The organism is Streptomyces sp. NBC_01477, assembly GCF_036227245.1.
Classification (GTDB): domain Bacteria; phylum Actinomycetota; class Actinomycetes; order Streptomycetales; family Streptomycetaceae; genus Actinacidiphila.
The window spans coordinates 7,486,018-7,504,770 of the sequence record NZ_CP109445.1; the positions used below are offsets into that span (position 1 = coordinate 7,486,018).

The window sequence follows — 18,753 nt, forward strand, 5'->3', positions numbered from 1 at the left end:
TCTTCACGAAGCCGTCCCGCAGGAAGGCCTCCGTCATCGCCGCACCGGCGGCCGTGTCGTGCGCCTGGTCCATGGGTCCGATCATCATCCGCCCCGGACACCCGCGGCCACCGGATTTCCGCCCCGCGTCCGCCCGCCGCGCCGGCCGGTCGCGGGGTCGTACGCGGGCGGCCCTGCCGGTCAGCCGCCGGTGGGAACGGTGGACTGCACCTGGCGCAGGAAGGCCGCGTTGTCCGGCGTCCTGCGCAGCTTGTCCAGCAGTACGTCCAGGCCGGACTGCGCGTCCCGGCCGTGCAGCACCTGCCGCAGCCCGCGGATCACGGACAATTCACCGGCCGGCAGCAGGAGTTCCTCCCGCCGGGTGCCGGAGGCGGTCACGTCCACCGCGGGGAAGATCCGCCGCTCGGCCAGCGAACGGTCCAGGTGCAGCTCCATGTTGCCGGTGCCCTTCAACTCCTCGTAGAAGAAGTTGTCGGCCCGCGACCCGGTGTCCACCAGCGCGGTCGCCAGGATGGTCAGCGACCCGCCCTCCTCGGCCAGCCGCGCCGCGCCGAACAGCCGCTTCGGCGCCAGCAGCGCGGCGGCGTCCACACCGCCGGACAGCGTACGGCCGCTGCTCGCGCCCGCCGTGTTGTGCGCCCGGCACAGCCGGGTCAGCGAGTCCAGCAGGATCACCACGTCCTGCCCCAGCTCCACCAGCCGCTTGGCCCGCTCCACCGCCAGCTCGGCCAGCGCGATGTGCTCCTTCGCGGGCCGGTCGAAGGTCGAGGAGAGCACCTCGCCGCGCACACCGCGCCGCATGTCGGTGACCTCTTCCGGGCGTTCGTCCAGCAGCACCACCATCAGGTGGCACTCCGGGTGGTTGGCGGCGATCGCCGCCGCGATGTTCTGCAGCAGGATGGTCTTGCCCGCCTTCGGCGGGGCCACGATCAGACCGCGCTGGCCCTTGCCGACCGGCGAGACCAGGTCCATCAGCCGGCCGGACAGCGCGCCCGAGCCCTTGAGCAGCGGGCTCTCCAGCCGCAGCCGCTCCCGGGGGTGAAGCGGCGTCAGGTCCGCGAAGTGCGGCCGGCCGTGCCGGGCCGGCACACCGTTGACCAGTGTGACGTCGCCGAGGACGCCGGGCCGCAGGGCCGTGCCCTCCACCAGGTCCCCCCGGCGCAGGCCCGCCCTGCGGATCTGCGCCGCGGAGATCTGGACGTCGCCGGGGGCCGCGTGCCACCCGGAGGTGCGCAGGCGGCCCTGGCCGCCGGCGCCCTGGATGTCGAGGACACCCGCCACGCGGGCGGATGTCTGCGGCCGTACGTCCGGCCGCTCAAGAATGTCGGTCATGAAAAGTCGTCCTTTCGCGGACGGAAGAAGAAGAGGGGAAAGCGGGGTGTGCGGCGCGAGCGGACTCGTCACGCTCCGCGACCGCGGACGTCGCCCGGTGGCCCGGGCCGCGGCATCTCGCCACGGCGCTGGGGGCGAACCGGCGCACATCACTGGGTGTGGGGCTATGGGGGACCGCACTCTCAGGATTGCGGAGAAGAACCACCGGGCCGGACAGGATTGCCGACGGGCGATGGGATTTCGGAACCAGCACCGGCGCCGCTGAAAAGAGGGCGCAGACATGTGCTACTCGAACTGTAGCACGCGATCCGCGGCGCCCGGGGCGGCGCCGGGCGGTCCGCCGTCACCGGTTCCGGCCGCCGCCGGTCCTGCGCCGCAGCAGCAGCACGGAGCCGGCCGCCAGCACGGCCAGCCCGCCGCCCACGTACCAGGCCCGCGCCGAGGCGTTCGAGGAGTGCGCGGCGGGCGCGGGCGCCGGGCGCGGGTGCCGCTGGGCTGGCACCGGGGCCTGCGCGGGGACGCCCGCCAGGTGGTACGCGGTCGGCGCGGCGTTCAGCGTGCCCACGGAGGCGGTGTGCCCCGCGGCGGCGAAGCCCCAGTCGAGCAGCTTGCCCGCCTCCGTGTAGACCGCCTGCGGCACGCCCGACTGCGGGTTCATCACGGTGACGATCAGCGTCCTGCCCTGCCGGGTCGCGGCGGCGACCAGGGTGTTGCCCGCGTTGCTGGTGTAGCCGTTCTTCACCCCGATCAGCCCTTCGTACGGATGGACGCCGCCCGCGCCGGTCAGCAGCCGGTTGGTGTTCTGGATGCCGAACGACTTCACGAACACGCCGTGCGCGTCGTAGCCGCCGGGGAATTGCGCGGACGCCGTCGAGGCGTAGGCGGCGAAGTCGCGGTTGCCCAGGCCCGCGCGGGCGAACAGCGCCAGGTCGTAGGCGGACGAGACCTGGCCGGGGTTGTCGTAGCCGTCGGGGGAGACGACATGCGTGTCGTCGGCGCCCAGCATCCGCGCCTTGGCCTGCATCTGAGCCACCGTCTGCGACACCGAGCCGTTCATGTGCGCCAGGACGTGCACCGCGTCGTTGCCCGACGCGAGGAAGACGCCGCGCCACAGGTCGGCGACGGTGTACGTCTGCCCGGCCTGCACGCCGACCATGCTGCTGCCCGCGCCGATGCCGGTCAGGTCGTGATCGGTGACCGTATGGGCCTGGTCGGCGGGGAAGCGGGGGAGCACCGTCACCGCGAAGAGCGTCTTGAGCGTGGAGGCGGGCGGAAGCCGGCGGTGCGCGTTCTTCGCGGCGAGGACCTGGCCGGTCCTGGCGTCGGAGACGGTCCACGACAGGGCGGAGATGCCGGAGGGCAGTTCGGGGGCGCCGTCCTCGCGGTCCACATGCACGCCGGGCTCGGCGAGCAGCGCCCCGCCGGCCTGCGCGGCCGGCCCCCCGTCCGCGGCCTGGGCCGGCGCCGCGAGCACGCCCAGGCAGCACGCCGCCCCGAACACGGCGGCGACGCGGCGGCGGACGCGGGCGGCTGCGCGGCGGTTGCTCATACGCTCACCGTATGAACGCGGTCAGCTCGCGGGCGCGGTGACGAGGCCCATCCGGGCCAGGCTTGCCACCCCCGGGTGAACGACCTCTGCTCCGACCAGCCGATCCCCTCCGGGGGCGCGCGAGCTGTACCGCACCCCTGCCGCGCGAGGGCGCACCTCCGGAGGGCACGACCTGTCCGCGGCCCCACCGTGCCCCGGCAAGGGCGCGGGGAACGGCGCGGGCAGCCCGCCGTCGGCGGGTGGTCCGGAGCGGACCGGACAGCCTTTCCGGGCCGGTGGCGATCTTTCCGGGCCGGTGGCGATCCGACCCCGATGGGGGCCGGCCGCGCCGTTCACCGCACCCCTGGGGGTTGCCCTCTGCGGCGGGGAATCGCCTGCGGGTTGGCCTCTCCGGAGGAGGAAGCCGGGCTCAGCCGGCAGCCGGCCCGGGGTGTACGGGACCCTCTGCGGGAGGCAGGGAGAGGACGCCGGCCAGAAGCCGGTAGGAGTCGATCAGCCGACGGCGGTCATACGTACTGGTCGTCACCAGGAATTCATCCGCCCCGCTGCGCCCGAGCAGCGAGGAGAGAGCCGCCGCCACCTCACTTGGAGCACCGTGCACCTGCCCGGCCAGCGCCGCGTCGAAGCGGCCCCGCTCCGCGGCGGTCATCGTCATCGCCTCGATCGCCTCGGCCGGCGCGAGCGGGGGGAAGACGCCGTGGGTGCGCGAGTACGCCGTCGACCAGGCCTCGGGGATCAGCATGCGGCGGGCCTCCGCGGCCGAGGGCGCGACCGCGACCGTACCGGAGAGCACGACGTGGGGCGCGTCCGCCCAGGCCGAGGGGCGGAAGGCGGCCCGGTAGCGGTCGACCGCCCGCAGCATCGCGTCCTCGCCGCGGATACCGCCGATGACCAGCGGCAGTCCCAGCTGCGCCGCGAGGTCCGCTCCGCTGCCGGTGGCCAGCAGGAAGGGCGCCGGGCGCAGCCCTTCCGCGGGCCACGCGCGCACCCGCGGGTGCGCGGCCCGGTCGCCGGTGAACCAGCCGAGCAGCTCCGTCAGCTGCTCCCCGAACGCCCCCGCCGCGTCCTTGCCGCGCCCCAGTGCCCGCCGGACGTCGTCGGTGAAGCCGACCGAGCGGCCGAGGCCCATGTCGATGCGGCCGGGGAAGAGCGATTCGAGTACGCCGAACTGCTCGGCCACGACCAGTGGTTGGTGATTGGGCAGCATCACCCCGCCCGTACCGACCCGGATCCGCGAGGTGGCCGCGGCGACCGCGGCGGCCAGGACCGTGGGCGCGGAGCCGGCCACCCCCGGCACCCCGTGGTGCTCGGCGACCCAGAAGCGGTGAAAGCCCATGGCCTCGGCCTCGCGGGCGAGGGCCACCGTGTCGCGCAGCGCCCGCGGGGCGTCCTCGCCCTCCCGGACCCTCGACCGGTCGAGGACCGAGAACGGCGTGTCGCGCAGTACGGAACTCACCCTCATTCCAACGCCCACGCCCGCCGGTGATTCCCGGACACCCGCGGCCGTACGGGGGCGCACACGTGCTGTGCGCCCTTGTGGCGCGCCCGGGCCGGGCCTAATCTGTGGCGCGCCCGGCCAATCGGGCATACGGCAGCCCGGGTCGCGGAGCGCGGCGCCGGGCCGGTCCTGGGGAAGGACTCGTGCTATGCCCTTACGCGGTCGTCACCGCCGTTATCGCCCGAGCCGGGTCTCCCAGGCCTCACTGACCGTCACCGCGGGCGGCGCGGGCCTCGCGCTCCCGCTGATCGGCCTGAGCAGCGCGCACGCGGAATCGGCGGGCGTGTGGGACAAGGTCGCCAACTGCGAGTCGTCGGGCAACTGGCACGTCAACACCGGCAACGGCTACTACGGCGGCCTGCAGTTCACCACCTCCACCTGGAAGTCCTTCGGCGGCGGCAGCTACGCGTCCCGCGCGGACCTCGCCACGAAGAACCAGCAGATAGCGGTGGCCGAGAAGGTGCTGCGCAGCCAGGGCCCCGGCGCCTGGCCGGTCTGCTCGATACGGGCCGGGCTCACCCGGCAGGCGGCCACGGCGTCGCACGCCGTGCACGTGCCGGCGGCGAAGATCAAGCCCGTGGCGAAGAAGCACACCACCGCGGTGAAGGCCCCCGCCAAGGCGCCGGTGAAGGCCCCCGCCAAGGCGCCGGCGAAGACGCAGGCCAAAGCGCCGGCCCGCCCGGCGGCGCACGACCGCTACACGGTCGCCTCCGGCGACACGCTGTCGGGGATCGCCGCCGACCAGCACGTCAGGGGCGGCTGGCCGCGGCTCTACGCCGACAACCGCTCGGTCGTCGGCAGCGACCCCGATCTGATCATTCCGGGCCAGCGCCTCGCCCTGACCGCCCCGCCGGCCGCGCCCGCGAAGGCCGCGCCGAAGCCGGCGCCCAAGGCGGCCCCGAAGCCCAAGGCCGCCCCGAAGAAGACCGTCACCCCCGCCTCGGCCCACACCAAGCCCGTCGCCGCCCCGCACACCGGCTACACCCTGCCGGTGCACGCCAAGCTCGGGACGCCGTACGACGCGTCCGGCAGCCACTGGGCCAGCGGCCACCACACCGGTATGGACTTCCTGGTCCCGACCGGCACCGCCGTGCACTCGGTCGCCGCGGGCAAGGTCGTCACGGCCGGCTGGGGCGGCTCGTACGGCTACCAGGTGGTGGTCCTGCACGCGGACGGGCACTACAGCCAGTACGGCCACCTGTCGCAGATCTCGGTCAAGGTCGGCCAGCACGTCACCGAGGGCCAGCGGATCGCGCGGTCCGGCTCGACCGGGAACGTCACCGGCCCGCACCTGCACTTCGAGATCAGGACGGGCCCGGTCTACGGCGACGACATCGACCCGCTGCGGTATCTGCGCGCCCACGGCGTCTCGGTCTGACCGCCGGGCGTCCTGGCGACTGCCGGGCGTCCCGGGCCGGCCGCAGGGTCCGCTCAAGACGTTCAAGGCGCTCAAGGCGCTCAAGGCGTTCAGGCGCTCAGCGGCGGCAGCGGCCGGGACAGCCCCGGCCGTACGGTCGTCGCCCGGGTGGCCCTCCCACGGCGGCGGGGCGCGCGGCCGTACGCCCCGGCCGCGCGCCGCCGTACGCTACGGCCGGGCCGTGGGGACGTTGTCGTGCACCTTGACCGGGTCGGTCACCGCGACCGGTTCGAGGATCTGCTCGATCTTCGCCATGACCTCGGCGTCGATCCGGACGCCGGACGCCTTGGCGTTCTCCGCGACCTGCTCGGGGCGGGACGCGCCGACGATGGCGGCCGAGACATTGGGGTTCTGCAGCACCCAGGCCACCGCGAGCTGCGCGAGCGAGAGGCCCGCGTCGGCGGCCAGCGGCTTGAGCTCCTGGACCCGGGCCAGCAGATCGTCCCGCATCCAGCGGTTGATCATGTTGGCGCCGCCCTTGTCGTCGGTGGCCCGCGAGCCCTCCGGCGGCTGCTGGCCCGGCAGGTACTTGCCGGTGAGCACGCCCTGCGCGATCGGTGAGAACACGACCTGGCCGAGGCCCAGCTCCTCCGAGGCCGGCACGACCTCGCCCTCGATGATCCGCCACAGCGCGGAATACTGCGGCTGGTTGGACACCAGCGGGATCCGCAGCTCGCGCGCCAGCGCGTGGCCGCGGCGGATCTGGTCCGCGGTCCACTCCGACACGCCGATGTAGTGCGCCTTACCGGAGTGCACGACGTCGGCGAAGGCCTCCATCGTCTCTTCGAGCGGGGTGAACCGGTCGTAGCGGTGGGCCTGGTAGACGTCGACGTGGTCGGTCTGGAGCCGTCGCAGCGAGTTGTCGATCGACTCCATGATGTGCTTGCGCGACAGGCCCCGGTCGTTGCGACCGGGGCCTGTGGGCCAGAAGACCTTGGTGAGGATCTCCAGGCCTTCGCGGCGCTCACCCTTCAGCGCCCTGCCGAGTACGGACTCCGCGCGGGTCTGCGCGTAGACGTCGGCGGTGTCGAAGGTGGTGATGCCGACGTCCAGCGCGGCGCGTACGCACGCGGTGGCCGCGTCCTCCTCCACCTGGGAGCCGTGGGTGAGCCAGTTTCCGTAGGCGATCTCGCTGACGATCAGGCCGCTGCGGCCGAGGTGACGGTATTCCATGGTCCTGGACCTTAATCGTCACCCCGGCACGCGGAGAAGGCGGCTCAGGAGGCGTAGGCCTCCAGCTCGGACAGCTGGCCCGCCGGCCAGCCGGTGTTGCCGGTGATGGTCAGCCGCAGGTAGCGGGTGCTGGTGGGGGTCAGGGTGATGGTGGCGGTGTTGCCGGTGGCCGGGTTGAGGGTGTAGCCGGCCGAGTTCTTCAGGGTGGTCCAGGTGCTGTTGTTGGTGGAGCCGAGCACGGAGAGGGTCTCGGTGCGGGTGGCCCAGGCGGTGGCCGGGGGCAGTTTGATCACGACGCGGCCGACGGTCCTGGCCGCGCCGAGGTCGACGGTGATCGACTGCGGGAAGGCGTTGTTGGTGCTCTCCCAGTAGCTGTTGGCGTTGCCGTCGACCGCGTTGCCCGCGGTGTAGACGTCGGCGTGGCCGGTGTCGCTGACCGGGCGGCCCAGCGCCAGGTTGCTGTTGGCCGGAGTGGTCGGCGGGGTCGTCGGCGGCGTCGTCGGGGGAGTGGTGGGCGGCGTCGTCGGAGGTGTCGTCGGCGGCGTGGTGGGCGGGGTGGTCGGCGGGGTCGTGCCGCCGCCCGTGGTGCCGCCGCCGCTGCCGCCGGTGGGCACACCGCTGTTGGTCCAGATCGGGGCGGGCCAGGTGCCGGTGCAGGTCTGGCCGGTGTTCCAGCCGGAGTTGCCGCCGCCGTCGGTGATCTGCAGGACGTTGCCGACGCAGTTGTGGATCGGGGTGGCGGCCTGGCCGATGTTCTTGGCCTTGACGTTGATGAAGGTCATCTGCGCCGCGGCCTGCGCCTGGATGGCGTAGGTGCCGGCCCCGTCGATGTTGATGTTCTTGAAGGTGGCGCCGATGACGCCGCCCTCGATGGTCTGGATCGCCTCGTAGGAGCTGTCGAGGATGTCGGTGTCACTGATCTGGATGTTGGCGTTGACCACGCCCTGGAGGCCGTCGAACCAGATGGCGCCGACGCCGAACTGCCAGTTGTAGTCGCTGTTGCCGGTTCTGATCAGCGTGTTGCGGGCCGCGGTGATCGTGCCGGAGACCCCGTTGGGGCCGCCGCCGTTGACGCCCGGGTAGCGGTTGGCGATGTGCAGGCCGCCGCCGTTGCTGATGGTGTCCGCCATGACGTTGTCGGACAGATTGAAGTCCTTGCCGCCGTACGTGACGATGTTGTTCGCCAGGATCGGCAGGATGACGGTGTTGTGGTCGAAGCTGTCGCTGACGTTCGGCGCCTTCTCCGGCCACGAGGCCAGACCGTCGTCACCCACGTTGCGCACGAAGGTGTTGGTGACGGTCGAGTTGGTCACGCCGGAGTGGAAGTTCACGCCGTCGGCCGTGGTGTCGAGGATGCGGCTGTTCTTGATGGTGAAGTGGTCCATCGGACCGTCCATCCAGGCGCCGACCTTGACGTGCTGGATCCACAGGTCGTCGATGGTGGAGTTCGACATGGCGCCGCCGATGCCGTTGACCTGGTCGTCGTCCACCCGCTCCTGGATGTCGCCGATGATGGCGAAGTCCTTGAGCGTGACGTTCTTGCTCGGACCGCCGGCCTCCTGCGGGCGGACCGGCCCGCCGTAGCCGCCGTTCGCCGCGTACTTGCCGTAGAAGCCGGCCGCGCGGTTGCGGTTGACCGGGTCGCGGCCGCCGAAGACGGTGTACCAGGGACCGGCGCCCTGGACGGTCACGCCGTCCACGATCACGTGGTCGTAGAGGGTGTAGTTGCCCTGCGGAACGTAGACGACCTTGCCCTGCGCCTGGCCCGCGTTGACCGCCGCCTGGATCTTGGCGGTGGAGTCGGTGGCGCCGGTCGGGTCGGCCCCGTAGTCGGCCACCGCGTCGATCGCGCCGGCCGGCTTGGCGATGGGCGCGGCCACCTGCTCGAAGTCGGCGAGGTCGATGGTGAAGGACGGCGACTGCGCGGTCGACGTCACCTGGAACCTGATCTTGGTGCCCGCCGGGTAGGTGGTCCCGAACTGCGTCCTGGACTCGTCGTAGAAGTGGTGCGGGTTGGTGTCACCGGGGTTGTTGTTGAACGGGTAGCCCCCGTAGAACCAGCTGTACTTGGACGTCACCGGCAGGGTCTTCACCGACTGCCCGTTGGCCTGGACGTCCAGGGTGGAGCTGCGGCCCTTGCCGTCGGCGCTGTCCGGCAGGCTGTAGCGCAGCGACACCGCGTTGGCCGGCGCGGTCAGCGTGAACTCCACGTACTGGCCTACCGCGTTGAGCGTGACCGCCTGGCGGCCCGAGGCCTCGGACGGCAGGTGGCCGTACAGCCGGTCGGGGCCGATGAGCGTGCCGTTGGTATTGGCGTACTCCGCCTCCAGCTCCTTGAACGGCACGTTGGCGCCGCGGCCGGAGATGCCGACGGGGGAGGGGGCGGGCACACCGCCCGCGGCGTGCGCGGTGGGGGCGCCCACCAGCGTGACGGCGGTCAGCGCGGCGGCGCCGGCCACCGCGAAGGACAGGACGGCCGCCATACCGCGGCGTCTGGCCCTGTGGCGTCGTTGGGGGGTCTGCTCGGGGCTGTGCGGTGGGTGCAACACAGGCAGAGTCCTTGCGGCTCGGGGGTGGGGGGAAGGCGGAATCGCCCGGCCGGGGCGCAGCAGAGACTACGAGCGTCGCCGCAGTAAGTCCATAACTCTGCGCAAAACAGCGATGGTTCTTCGCAATATTCACGACACCCAACCGTCATAGACGGGGCGGGACGCAGAGATTTTTTGATCACCTGCGCATGTCCCGGCCGGCGGGCGGGCAGGCCGCACGGCAGGGCTGTCGGGGATGCGGAACCGGATCCCGAAACAGCTGAGGAAGAAGAGGGGGACGAGGTCAGCGGGTCCTGCGGGGGGAGGCCAGCAGGAAGGGGGCGCCGCCACGGGCGCGGTGCTCGGTGCACTGCCAGCCGTACCGGCCCAGCCAGTCCGCACAGCGGGCGAGCGCCCGCGCGGCGGTCTCCGCGTCAGGTGCGCCGCGCCACGCGACCTCGGGCAGCCCGTCCTGGCCGCCGGCCGTCACCGCGTAGCCCGCGCCGCCGGCGCCGGCCGGCGGGCAGCCGGCCGCCTCAAGGGCCAGTGCGACCGCGTGCACCGCCCGGTCCCGCTCCCAGGGGGCGGGCACATCCGTCGCGCCGTCCAGCAGCAGTGAGCGGATCCGGAGCAGGCCCTCCCACGCGGTCGCCACCTCGGCCGCCCGCCGCGCCCCGCCGGGCGGCGCCGTCCCCGTGCCGTCGTCGGCCGCGAAGGTGTCCGCGGCGGGCGCCGGCCGGCCGGGCGCCGGGACGTCGGGCCGGGCCGCCGTCAGATCGGCCCGCAGCCGCAGCCCTTGCGGCGACAGGTAGTAACTGTGGTGCCCGCTGCGGCCGTGCGGCACCGCGAGCCCGCGCGCGGCCAGCGCCGCGCACACGTCGGCCCGCGCGGTCAGCCGCCCGGTCGCCGGGTCGGAACCGGTGACCGCCCGCCGCTGGGCCGTGGTCAGTGCCGTGGCCATGGCCGCTCCCTCCGCCCTCGGTGCCGTGCCCGCACCGTACCCCGGGCCGCCGACACCCCGGCCCGCGATAACACCGCTGAATTCGCTACGGAATTCGTAAGGGCGCCGCCCGGTGAAAGCGCGGGGAAGGGCAGGGTGTAACGTCCCGGTCCCACAGTAAAACGGCGGGCGGGCGCCGTACGGGCGAAGTCCGGTCTGTAATGGGAGGGTTCATGAAATTGACGGTTCAGGGCCGCAGGAGATCCGCGGCCATAGCGGCGGCCGGAATGGCCGCCATGATCGGTACGGCCGTGCTGGCGGCGCCGGCCTCGGCGCACACGCCGGTCTGGTCGGTCACCTGCAATTCGGTGCAGGTCGACCTGACGAACTACAGCACCGGCAGGCACGTGCAGAACTCGGTGTCGCTCACCGTCGTCGGCGGCGAGGGCGCGCTGGCCGACAACGAGGACTTCGGCGGCAGCTTCCACGCCACGGAAGCGCTGCCCGCGCACGACAGCCCGCTCACCGTGCGCCTGGTGGTCAAGGCCGGTGACAACAAGAAGTACAACGTGGACGAGACCAAGGTCTCGCCGGTGTGCGACACCCCCACCAGCCCGTCGGTGACGCCGTCGACCACCCCGCCGACCACCGCCCCGGAGACCACCGCGCCCGGGACGACCGCGCCGACCACCGCCCCGGTACCGGCCGGCACCACCAACGCTCCGGTCGTCGCGGGCACCACGTCCGCGGCCGGCGGCGGCGACCTGGCCGAGACCGGCAGTTCCAGCGCCACGCCGATGATCGCGGGTATCGCGGTCGCCGTCGTGGTGGCGGGCGGCGGCCTGGTGCTCTGGACCCGCAGGCGCGGCTCCTCGGCGCACCGCTGACCGGCCCGACACCACCGGCCGGCAGGCCGGACCGGGGAATGCGCCAGTGATGAGCGGCGCATTCCCCGGAAATGCCGACCCGCGGCCATCGCCCGCCCGGCGGAATTCCTTGATCGACAAATGCGCGGACGCGCGACCGGCCTGCGCCGCGCCACCGGCGGAGATCAACTCCCGGTGAAATCAACGCACTTGCGGGATTACGCCGGGAGGCCTTCCGGCCCGGCGTTCCCGGCCGCCGGGGCTGCGCCGACCGGGCACCGCCCGCTGTGAAAAGCCGGAGAAATCACCGCCTGTGTCCGGCTCGCCCGTGAGGCCCGCTTAGGATCGAGGGATGGATCTTCGATGGCCGCGGCGCAAGCGGTGGTTGGCCGGGGCAGGGGCGCTCGCCGTACTGGTGGCGGGCGGCGCGGCCGTCGGGACCGCCGCGGCGGCCGGCGGCGGCGGCTCGGTGCACCGCAGTGACGCGATGCTGACCGGCGCCGGCGGCGTACGCCTGGACACCTCGTACTTCACCACCGGCGGCAGCGCCCGCAAGCCCGCGGTCCTGCTCGGCCACGGCTTCGGCGGCAGCAAGGACGACGTGCGCGGCCAGGCCGAATCGCTGGCCGAGCACGGTTACGCGGTACTGACCTGGTCGGCCCGCGGCTTCGGCTCCTCGACCGGCGGAATCGGGCTCAACGCGCCGGACGGCGAAGTCGCCGACGTCAGCCGGCTGATCGACTGGCTGGCCGCCCGCCCCGACGTCCGGCTCGACGCGCCCGGCGACCCGCGGGTCGGCATCTCGGGCGTGTCGTACGGCGGCGCGATCTCGCTGCTGGCCGCCGGGTACGACCACCGGGTCGACGCGATCGCGCCACGCGAGACGTACTGGAATCTCGCCGACGCCCTCTTCCCCGCCGACGTCTACAAGAAGCTCTGGGCCGGCATCTTCTTCTCCTCCGGCTCCGCGGCGCTCCCGGACGGCGCACAGAAGCCGGCCGCACCCGGCGCCACCGAGAATCCCGTCGGGTCCGCCGCCCCGCCCAGGGCGGGCAACCCCCTGTGCGGCCGCTTCACCCCCGCCGTCTGCGCGCTCTACCAGCGCGTCGCCACCGCCGGCCGGCCGGACGCCGCCGCCCGCGCGCAGCTCGAAGCGCTCAGCCCGTCCGCGGTCGCCTCCCGTATCAAGGTCCCGGCGCTGATCGTGCAGGGCCAGACCGACTCGCTGTTCACCCTGGCCCAGTCCGACGCGATGGCGAGCGCGATCACGGCGAACGGCGCGCCCGTCGCCGTGGACTGGATCGCCGGCGGCCACGACGGCGGCGACACCGAGGACGCCAGGGTCGACCGCCGGGTCACCGCGTGGTTCGACCACTACCTCAAGGGCAGCGCCGGCACCGGCACAGGACCCGCCTTCCGGGTCACCCGCACCGGCGGCCTGAACTCCACCGACGGCAGCGTCGTGCTGCGCGGCGCCGACAGCGGGAGTTACCCGGGGCTCGGCGGCGCGACCGCCCGCCGGATCACGCTGGCCGGCCGCGAGCAGCCGATCGTCAACCCGGCGGGCGGCGCGCCGCCGGCGATCTCCGCGGTGCCTGGCACCGGGGCGCTCAGCGAACTGTCCTCGCTCGGCGCGGGCCTCTCGCTCGACATCCCGGGCCAGTACGCCCAGTTCGAGTCCGCCCCGCTCAAGGGCGGCACCCATCTGACCGGCGCGCCGACTGTCGCCGTACGGGTCCGCACCACAGCGCCCGACGCGGTGCTGTTCGGCAAGCTCTACGATGTCGCGCCCGGCGGCAAGGCCACGCTGCCGTCCGCGCTCGCCGCCCCCGTCCGGGTGCAGGGCTCACCGAGCGGCAGCACCGTACAGCTGCAACTGCCCGCCGTCGACCACGACTTCGCGGCCGGCCACCGGATGCGCCTGGTGCTGGCCAGCACCGACCTGGGCTACGCCTCACCGGCCGCGCCCGCCATCATGTCGGTGTCGCTGGCCTCGCCGCAGCTGACCGTACCCGTCGACAGCGCGCTCAGCGACGCCCCCGCCGCGCTGCCCTGGTGGACCTGGGCGCTGCCGCCCGCGGCCCTGCTGATCGCCGCCGCGCTGCTGCTCACCGGGCGCCGCCGGGTGCGCCTGCGCCCCGCGGACCCGGCGCTGGCCGCGGTGCCGCTGCAGATCACCGGCCTGAGCAAGCGGTACGCCAAGTCGGCCGACCGCTACGCCGTCCGCGACCTGTCCTTCCGTGTGGAGCCGGGCCAGGTGCTCGGCCTGCTCGGGCCGAACGGCGCGGGCAAGACCACCACGCTGCGGATGCTGATGGGGCTGATCCGCCCCGACGACGGCGAGATCCGGGTGTTCGGCGAGGCGGTGCGCCCGGGCGCGCCGGTGCTGTCCAGGCTCGGTGCCTTCGTGGAGGGCGCCGGCTTCCTGCCGCATCTGACCGGCCGCGCCAACCTGGAGCTGTACTGGCAGGCCACCGGCCGCCCGGCGCGGGACGCCCGGTTCGCCGAGGCCCTGGAGATCGCCGGGCTCGGCGAGGCGCTGGAACGCGCGGTGCGCACGTACTCGCAGGGCATGCGCCAGCGGCTCGCCATCGCCCAGGCCATGCTGGGCCTGCCGGACCTGCTGATCCTCGACGAGCCGACCAACGGCCTGGACCCGCCGCAGATCCGCGAGATGCGCGAGGTGCTGATCCGCTACGCCGCCGCCGGGCGCACCGTCATCGTCTCCAGCCATCTGCTGGCCGAGGTCGAGCAGAGCTGTACGCATCTGGTGGTGATGGACCGCGGGCGGCTGATCACCTCCGGTCCGGTCGCCGACATCATCGGCTCGGCCGACACCGTCCTGGTCGGCGTGGACGGCGAGATGCCGCAGAGCGTGGTCGACAAGGTCGCCGAGCTGCCCGGGGTGGCCACCGCGGTACGCGAGGAGGACGGCCTGCTCGCGGTGCTCGACGGGCTGACCGCCGCGCAGTTCGTGGCCGAACTCGTCCGGCTCGGCGTGCCGGTGGCCCGGGTCGGGCCGCACCGCCGGCTCGAGGACGCCTTCCTGACCCTGATCGGAGGCTCGGCATGAGCGCCGCACCCCCCGCAGTCCCGGCCCCCGCCCCTTCGGCCGTACCGCCGCCGCGCGCCGGCGCGGCCGGCTACCGGCCCGGCCGCACCCTGCGGCTGCGGGTCGAGGCCCGCAGGCAGCTGCGCAGGCGGCGCACGATGATCGTGGGCGCGCTGCTGGCGGCGCTGCCCTTCATCCTGATCATCGCCTTCGCGATCGGCGGCACCCCGGGCGAGGGCCGCAACGGACCCACCCTGATCGACACCGCCACCGCGTCGGGCGCCAATTTCGCCGCGACCTGCCTCTTCGTCTCGGCGGGCTTCGTCCTGGTGGTGCCGGTCGCGCTCTTCTGCGGCGACACGGTCGCCTCCGAGGCGGGCTGGTCGAGCCTGCGCTATCTGCTGGCCGCGCCGGTGCCCAGGACCCGGCTGCTGAGCGTGAAGCTGGCGGTGGCGCTGGGCTTCAGCGCGGTCGCACTGGTGCTGCTGCCCGCGGTCGCGCTGGCCGCGGGGACGGTCGCCTACGGCTGGGGCGACCTGGAACTGCCCACCGGCGGGACGCTGGCCTCGGGCGACGCGCTGCCGCGGCTGGCCATCGCGGTGGTCTACATCTTCGTCAGCCAACTGGTCACCGCCGCCCTCGCGTTCTGGCTGTCGACCAGGACGGACGCGCCGCTGGGCGCGGTCGGCGGCGCGGTCGGGCTGACCATCGTCGGCAATGTGCTGGACGCGGTGACCGCGCTGGGCTCCTGGCGGGACGTACTGCCCGCGCACTGGCAGTTCTCCTGGGCCGACGCGCTCCAGCCCACCTTGGAGTGGTCCGGCATGCTCCAGGGCGCGTCGGTGTCGGTGTCGTACGCGATCGTGTTGACCGCGCTGGCCTTCCGCGGCTTCCGCACCAAGGACATCGTGTCCTGAACGCCGGCTGAATGCCGGCTGAGCGTCCCGCCGCACGCTGACCGAGCGTCCGCCGAGCGTCCGGGCCGAGGGTGCCGAGGACCGCCGGCGGCCGTCCAGAACCGGCCTGCGGTCATGTCATGGTCATGGAAAAGCAAAGGGAGGGCCATCCGGGTAAAACGACCGCAGGAAAACGCCGGATCCGCTTGTCCTGGGCATGATCTGTGGATGTGATCACGTCATCCGTCTCGTGCGGTTGTCCTCCACACAAGGAGTGTCCATGCGCAGAGTCCGTCCGCGGTTCGGTGCCGCGGTCGCAGCGGCCGGGGCCACCGCCCTCACCGCCGCCGCCTTGATAGCCGCTCCCATCGGCGGCGCGCCGGCCGCCGCGCCGGCCGGCCGCGCGCCCGCCGTCAAGGCGGTGCCCGCGGTCGCCGGCCACCGGCTGATCCACGGCGTGAGCAGCCCGCTGACCAACGCACAGTGCCAGGCGACCTGGGGCGTCAACTGCTACTCCCCGCTCCAGTACCGGCAGGCGTACCACCTGAACGCGCTCTACCGCGCCGGTGTCACGGGCAAGGGCCGCACCATCGTCATCGTGGACTCGTTCGGCTCGCCGACGATCCAGCACGACCTGGACGTCTACAGCGCCCAGTGGGGCATCAAGAGCTCCACGGTGCAGGTCGTCAAGTGGGGCGACGTACCGCCGTTCGACCCGACCGACCCCGACCACACCGGATGGGCCGGCGAGAGCACGCTGGACGTCGAGATGGCGCACGCGGTGGCTCCCGACGCGCACATCGTGCTGGTGGAGACCGGGGTCGCCGAAACCGAGGGCGTCACCGGGCTGCCGGAGATGATGGACGCCGAGAAGTCGCTGATCGACCACGGTGTGGGCGATGTGATCACCCAGAGCTTCGGGGCGACGGAGAACACCTTCCCCGGCTTCGACCAGGGCGACTTCTCCAGCATCCAGAAGCTGCGCTACGCCTTCCAGGACGCGGCCAGGCACGGTGTGACCGTACTGTCCTCCTCCGGCGACGGCGGCGCGACCGACGCGATGGCCGACGGCTCCACCGACTACCCGTACCCGGTGAATTCCTGGCCGTCGGCGGACCCGCTGGTGACCTCGATCGGCGGCACCCAGCTGCACCTGGACGACGCGGGCGACCGCACCGCGCCCGACAGCGTCTACAACGACTACGGAGCCGGCGGCGGCGGCCAGTCGCACGTCTTCCCCCGGCCCTCGTACCAGAACGGGGTCAAGAACGTGGTCGGCGCCCGGCGCGGCACCCCGGACATCTCGATGACCGCGGCGGTCGACGGCGGCGCGTGGGTGTATTCCAGCTACGACCCGACGGCCACCGGCTGGGACGTCTACGGCGGCACCAGCGAGTCCAGTCCGCTGTTCTCCGGTGTCATCGCGCTGGCCGACCAGCTGGGCGGCCACCGGGTGGGCGACATCCACCAGGCGCTCTACGCCCTGGCGAAGGGCGACCCGAGGTTCACCGGGATCGTGGACGCCAAGGACGGCACGAACAACTCCTACGACGGCGTCACCGGTTACACCGCGGTCAAGGGTTACGACATGGCGACCGGTGTCGGCACGCTGGACGCCTCGCGGTTCGTTCCCGCGCTCGCGCTCACCGCCCGGGGCCGCTGACCGGCCGCAGTGCCATCGGTACAGGTCACCGCCGCAACCCCGCCGGTCGCGGCGGTGACCACCGCTGCGTCCGGTGCCGGAAAGGCCGGAATTCGTCCGCCGGGTGGTCCAAGTCCATTATCTGTTAGGACTCTTGACAGTCGGGTGGTCCAGACCAGCAATATTGGTCCAGACCAGCAGACCGCCGTCTGCTGATCCCCCCACCTGGAAGGAGCGCGGTCCATGACCGGACCCGTTCGCAGACTCCCCGTCCGCGCACTGCTCACCGGACTCGTCACCGCCGCCGCCTCGGCAGGGCTCGCCCTGACCGGCAGCGGCACCGCACACGCGGCCACCGCACTGCCCACCCACATAGCGGCTCCGTACTTCGAGGCCTACAACGGCGACAGCCTCTCCGGGCTCGCCGCCGCCTCCGGCAACAAGTACCTGACGATGGCCTTCATCCAGACCCCGTCGGTCGGCTCCTGCACCCCGTACTGGAACGGCGACAGCTCGCTGCCGATCGCCCAGGGCAACTTCGGGGCCGACATCGACACCATCCAGGCCGGCGGTGGCGACGTCATCCCGTCCTTCGGCGGTTACGCGGCCGACAACACCGGCACCGAGATCGCCGACAGCTGCACCAACGTCAGCTCGATCGCCGCCGCGTACGAGAAGGTCATCACCACCTACGACATCAGCCGGATCGACCTGGACATCGAGGACAACTCGCTGACCAACTCGGCCGGCATCGACCGCCGCAACAAGGCCGTCAAGCAGGTGCAGGACTGGGCCGCCGCCAACGGGCGCCCGATCCAGTTCTCGTACACCCTGCCGACCACCACGCACGGCCTCGAAGGCGGCTCGGTCGGCTCGGGCAGCGGCCTCGCCGTCCTGCAGAACGCGGTGAGCAACGGCGTGAAGCTCGACGTCGTGAACATCATGACGTTCGACTACTACGACAACGCCACCCACAACATGGCCACCGACACGCAGACCGCCGCCCAGGGCCTGCACGACCAGCTGGGCGTGCTCTACCCGTCGAAGACCGACGCGCAGCTGTGGAACATGGTGGGCGTCACCGAGATGCCCGGCATCGACGACTTCGGCGCCGCCGAGACCTTCACCACCGCCAACGCCACCACCGTCTACAACTGGGCGGTCAGCAAGGGCATCAACACGCTGTCCTTCTGGGCGCTCCAGCGCGACAACGGCGGCTGCCCGGGCCAGGGCGGCTCCGACTCCTGCTCCGGCACCACCCAGAGCACCTGGCAGTTCAGCCACACCTTCGAGCCGTTCAACGGCGGCACCACCACCCCGCCGCCGGCCAACGACTTCTCGGTGTCGCTGACCCCGGCGTCCGCCACGGTCGCCGCCGGCGGCTCGGCCACCTCCAGCGTGCACACGGCGGTGACCACCGGCTCCGCGCAGTCCGTGACCCTGTCGGTCAGCGGCGCCCCTGCCGGGGTCACCGCCTCGGTCAGCCCCGGCTCGGTCACCGCGGGCGGCAACGCCACCCTGTCGGTGTCCACCACCGCCGCGGCGGTCTCCGGCAGCTATGCGCTGACGGTCACCGGCACGGCGGCCGGCACCAGCCACTCGGCCACCTACACGCTGACCGTCACCGGCGGCACCAGCGCGTGCACGGCGGCGGCCTGGAGCTCGACGGCCGTCTACGTGGGCGGCAACACCGTCTCCTACGGCGGCCACACCTGGAAGGCCAAGTGGTGGACGACGGGCGAGACCCCCGGCACCACCGGTGAGTGGGGGGTCTGGCAGGACCTCGGCGCCTGCTAGGACGCGCTCCTCATGCGGTCAGGCGGCCGGGCCGCCCCGGATTCGGGGTCCGGCCGCCGATCC

General features: G+C 72.9%; 12 protein-coding genes. 6 read left to right on the top strand and 6 right to left on the bottom strand.

Going from position 1 to position 18,753, the window contains the following annotated elements:
- Positions 1 to 180: 180 nt before the first annotated feature.
- The 3 genes from rho to OHA86_RS31945 all read right to left on the bottom strand — a co-directional run bounded on the left by rho (position 181) and on the right by OHA86_RS31945 (position 4,343).
- Positions 181 to 1,332 carry a transcription termination factor Rho gene (rho, locus tag OHA86_RS31935; RefSeq protein WP_329180909.1) on the bottom strand — a complete coding sequence of 384 codons (1,152 nt, stop codon included), beginning with the start codon at positions 1,330 to 1,332 and terminating at the stop codon, positions 181 to 183.
- A gap of 343 nt (positions 1,333 to 1,675) precedes the next feature.
- Complete coding sequence (locus OHA86_RS31940; protein ID WP_329180911.1) at positions 1,676 to 2,881, bottom strand: D-alanyl-D-alanine carboxypeptidase family protein; 1,206 nt, start codon at positions 2,879 to 2,881, stop codon at positions 1,676 to 1,678.
- 409 nt (positions 2,882 to 3,290) lie between these two features.
- The gene (locus tag OHA86_RS31945; RefSeq protein WP_329180913.1) at positions 3,291 to 4,343 is read right to left on the bottom strand and encodes an LLM class flavin-dependent oxidoreductase; all 1,053 of its coding nucleotides are present in this window, start codon (positions 4,341 to 4,343) and stop codon (positions 3,291 to 3,293) included.
- A gap of 184 nt (positions 4,344 to 4,527) precedes the next feature.
- Between OHA86_RS31945 and OHA86_RS31950 the strand changes: the two genes are divergently transcribed.
- Positions 4,528 to 5,757: a transglycosylase family protein gene (locus OHA86_RS31950; protein WP_329180914.1), complete on the top strand. Its 1,230-nt coding sequence runs from the start codon at positions 4,528 to 4,530 to the stop codon at positions 5,755 to 5,757.
- Positions 5,758 to 5,964: 207 nt separating this feature from the next.
- Here OHA86_RS31950 and OHA86_RS31955 read toward each other — a convergent pair whose 3' ends face one another.
- From OHA86_RS31955 to OHA86_RS31965, 3 genes are all read right to left on the bottom strand, one after another.
- Positions 5,965 to 6,969: an aldo/keto reductase family protein gene (locus OHA86_RS31955; RefSeq protein ID WP_329180916.1), complete on the bottom strand. Its 1,005-nt coding sequence runs from the start codon at positions 6,967 to 6,969 to the stop codon at positions 5,965 to 5,967.
- A gap of 44 nt (positions 6,970 to 7,013) precedes the next feature.
- Positions 7,014 to 9,452 (bottom strand): galactose-binding domain-containing protein, encoded by a 2,439-nt coding sequence (locus OHA86_RS31960; protein WP_329180918.1) that lies wholly within the window; start codon positions 9,450 to 9,452, stop codon positions 7,014 to 7,016.
- Between the two features lie 349 nt (positions 9,453 to 9,801).
- Positions 9,802 to 10,458 (bottom strand): hypothetical protein, encoded by a 657-nt coding sequence (locus tag OHA86_RS31965; protein WP_329180920.1) that lies wholly within the window; start codon positions 10,456 to 10,458, stop codon positions 9,802 to 9,804.
- Positions 10,459 to 10,670: 212 nt separating this feature from the next.
- On the opposite strand from OHA86_RS31965, the gene OHA86_RS31970 reads away from it, so the two are divergent.
- From OHA86_RS31970 to OHA86_RS31990, 5 genes are all read left to right on the top strand, one after another.
- The gene (locus tag OHA86_RS31970) at positions 10,671 to 11,324 is read left to right on the top strand and encodes an LAETG motif-containing sortase-dependent surface protein (protein ID WP_329180922.1); all 654 of its coding nucleotides are present in this window, start codon (positions 10,671 to 10,673) and stop codon (positions 11,322 to 11,324) included.
- A gap of 331 nt (positions 11,325 to 11,655) precedes the next feature.
- A complete protein-coding gene (locus OHA86_RS31975; RefSeq protein ID WP_329180924.1) occupies positions 11,656 to 14,376 on the top strand; it encodes an alpha/beta fold hydrolase in 2,721 nt (906 codons plus the stop codon).
- Entirely contained in the window at positions 14,373 to 15,272 is a 900-nt protein-coding gene (locus OHA86_RS31980; RefSeq protein ID WP_329180926.1) for an ABC transporter permease, read from the top strand. Before OHA86_RS31975 ends, OHA86_RS31980 begins: the two co-directional genes overlap by 4 nt.
- 259 nt (positions 15,273 to 15,531) lie before the next feature.
- Positions 15,532 to 16,914: a S53 family peptidase gene (locus OHA86_RS31985; RefSeq protein WP_329180928.1), complete on the top strand. Its 1,383-nt coding sequence runs from the start codon at positions 15,532 to 15,534 to the stop codon at positions 16,912 to 16,914.
- Positions 16,915 to 17,136: 222 nt separating this feature from the next.
- Entirely contained in the window at positions 17,137 to 18,690 is a 1,554-nt protein-coding gene (locus tag OHA86_RS31990; RefSeq protein WP_329180930.1) for a chitinase, read from the top strand.
- Positions 18,691 to 18,753: the final 63 nt, after the last annotated feature.

What these genes read in the sequence shown, in the direction of transcription:
- rho (WP_329180909.1), bottom strand. Translation starts at nt 1,332, where the DNA reads ATGACCGACATTCTTGAGCGGCCGGACGTACGGCCGCAGACATCCGCC.
- OHA86_RS31940 (WP_329180911.1), bottom strand. Translation starts at nt 2,881, where the DNA reads ATGAGCAACCGCCGCGCAGCCGCCCGCGTCCGCCGCCGCGTCGCCGCC.
- OHA86_RS31945 (WP_329180913.1), bottom strand. Translation starts at nt 4,343, where the DNA reads ATGAGGGTGAGTTCCGTACTGCGCGACACGCCGTTCTCGGTCCTCGAC.
- OHA86_RS31950 (WP_329180914.1), top strand. Translation starts at nt 4,528, where the DNA reads ATGCCCTTACGCGGTCGTCACCGCCGTTATCGCCCGAGCCGGGTCTCC.
- OHA86_RS31955 (WP_329180916.1), bottom strand. Translation starts at nt 6,969, where the DNA reads ATGGAATACCGTCACCTCGGCCGCAGCGGCCTGATCGTCAGCGAGATC.
- OHA86_RS31960 (WP_329180918.1), bottom strand. Translation starts at nt 9,452, where the DNA reads ATGGCGGCCGTCCTGTCCTTCGCGGTGGCCGGCGCCGCCGCGCTGACC.
- OHA86_RS31965 (WP_329180920.1), bottom strand. Translation starts at nt 10,458, where the DNA reads ATGGCCACGGCACTGACCACGGCCCAGCGGCGGGCGGTCACCGGTTCC.
- OHA86_RS31970 (WP_329180922.1), top strand. Translation starts at nt 10,671, where the DNA reads ATGAAATTGACGGTTCAGGGCCGCAGGAGATCCGCGGCCATAGCGGCG.
- OHA86_RS31975 (WP_329180924.1), top strand. Translation starts at nt 11,656, where the DNA reads ATGGATCTTCGATGGCCGCGGCGCAAGCGGTGGTTGGCCGGGGCAGGG.
- OHA86_RS31980 (WP_329180926.1), top strand. Translation starts at nt 14,373, where the DNA reads ATGAGCGCCGCACCCCCCGCAGTCCCGGCCCCCGCCCCTTCGGCCGTA.
- OHA86_RS31985 (WP_329180928.1), top strand. Translation starts at nt 15,532, where the DNA reads ATGCGCAGAGTCCGTCCGCGGTTCGGTGCCGCGGTCGCAGCGGCCGGG.
- OHA86_RS31990 (WP_329180930.1), top strand. Translation starts at nt 17,137, where the DNA reads ATGACCGGACCCGTTCGCAGACTCCCCGTCCGCGCACTGCTCACCGGA.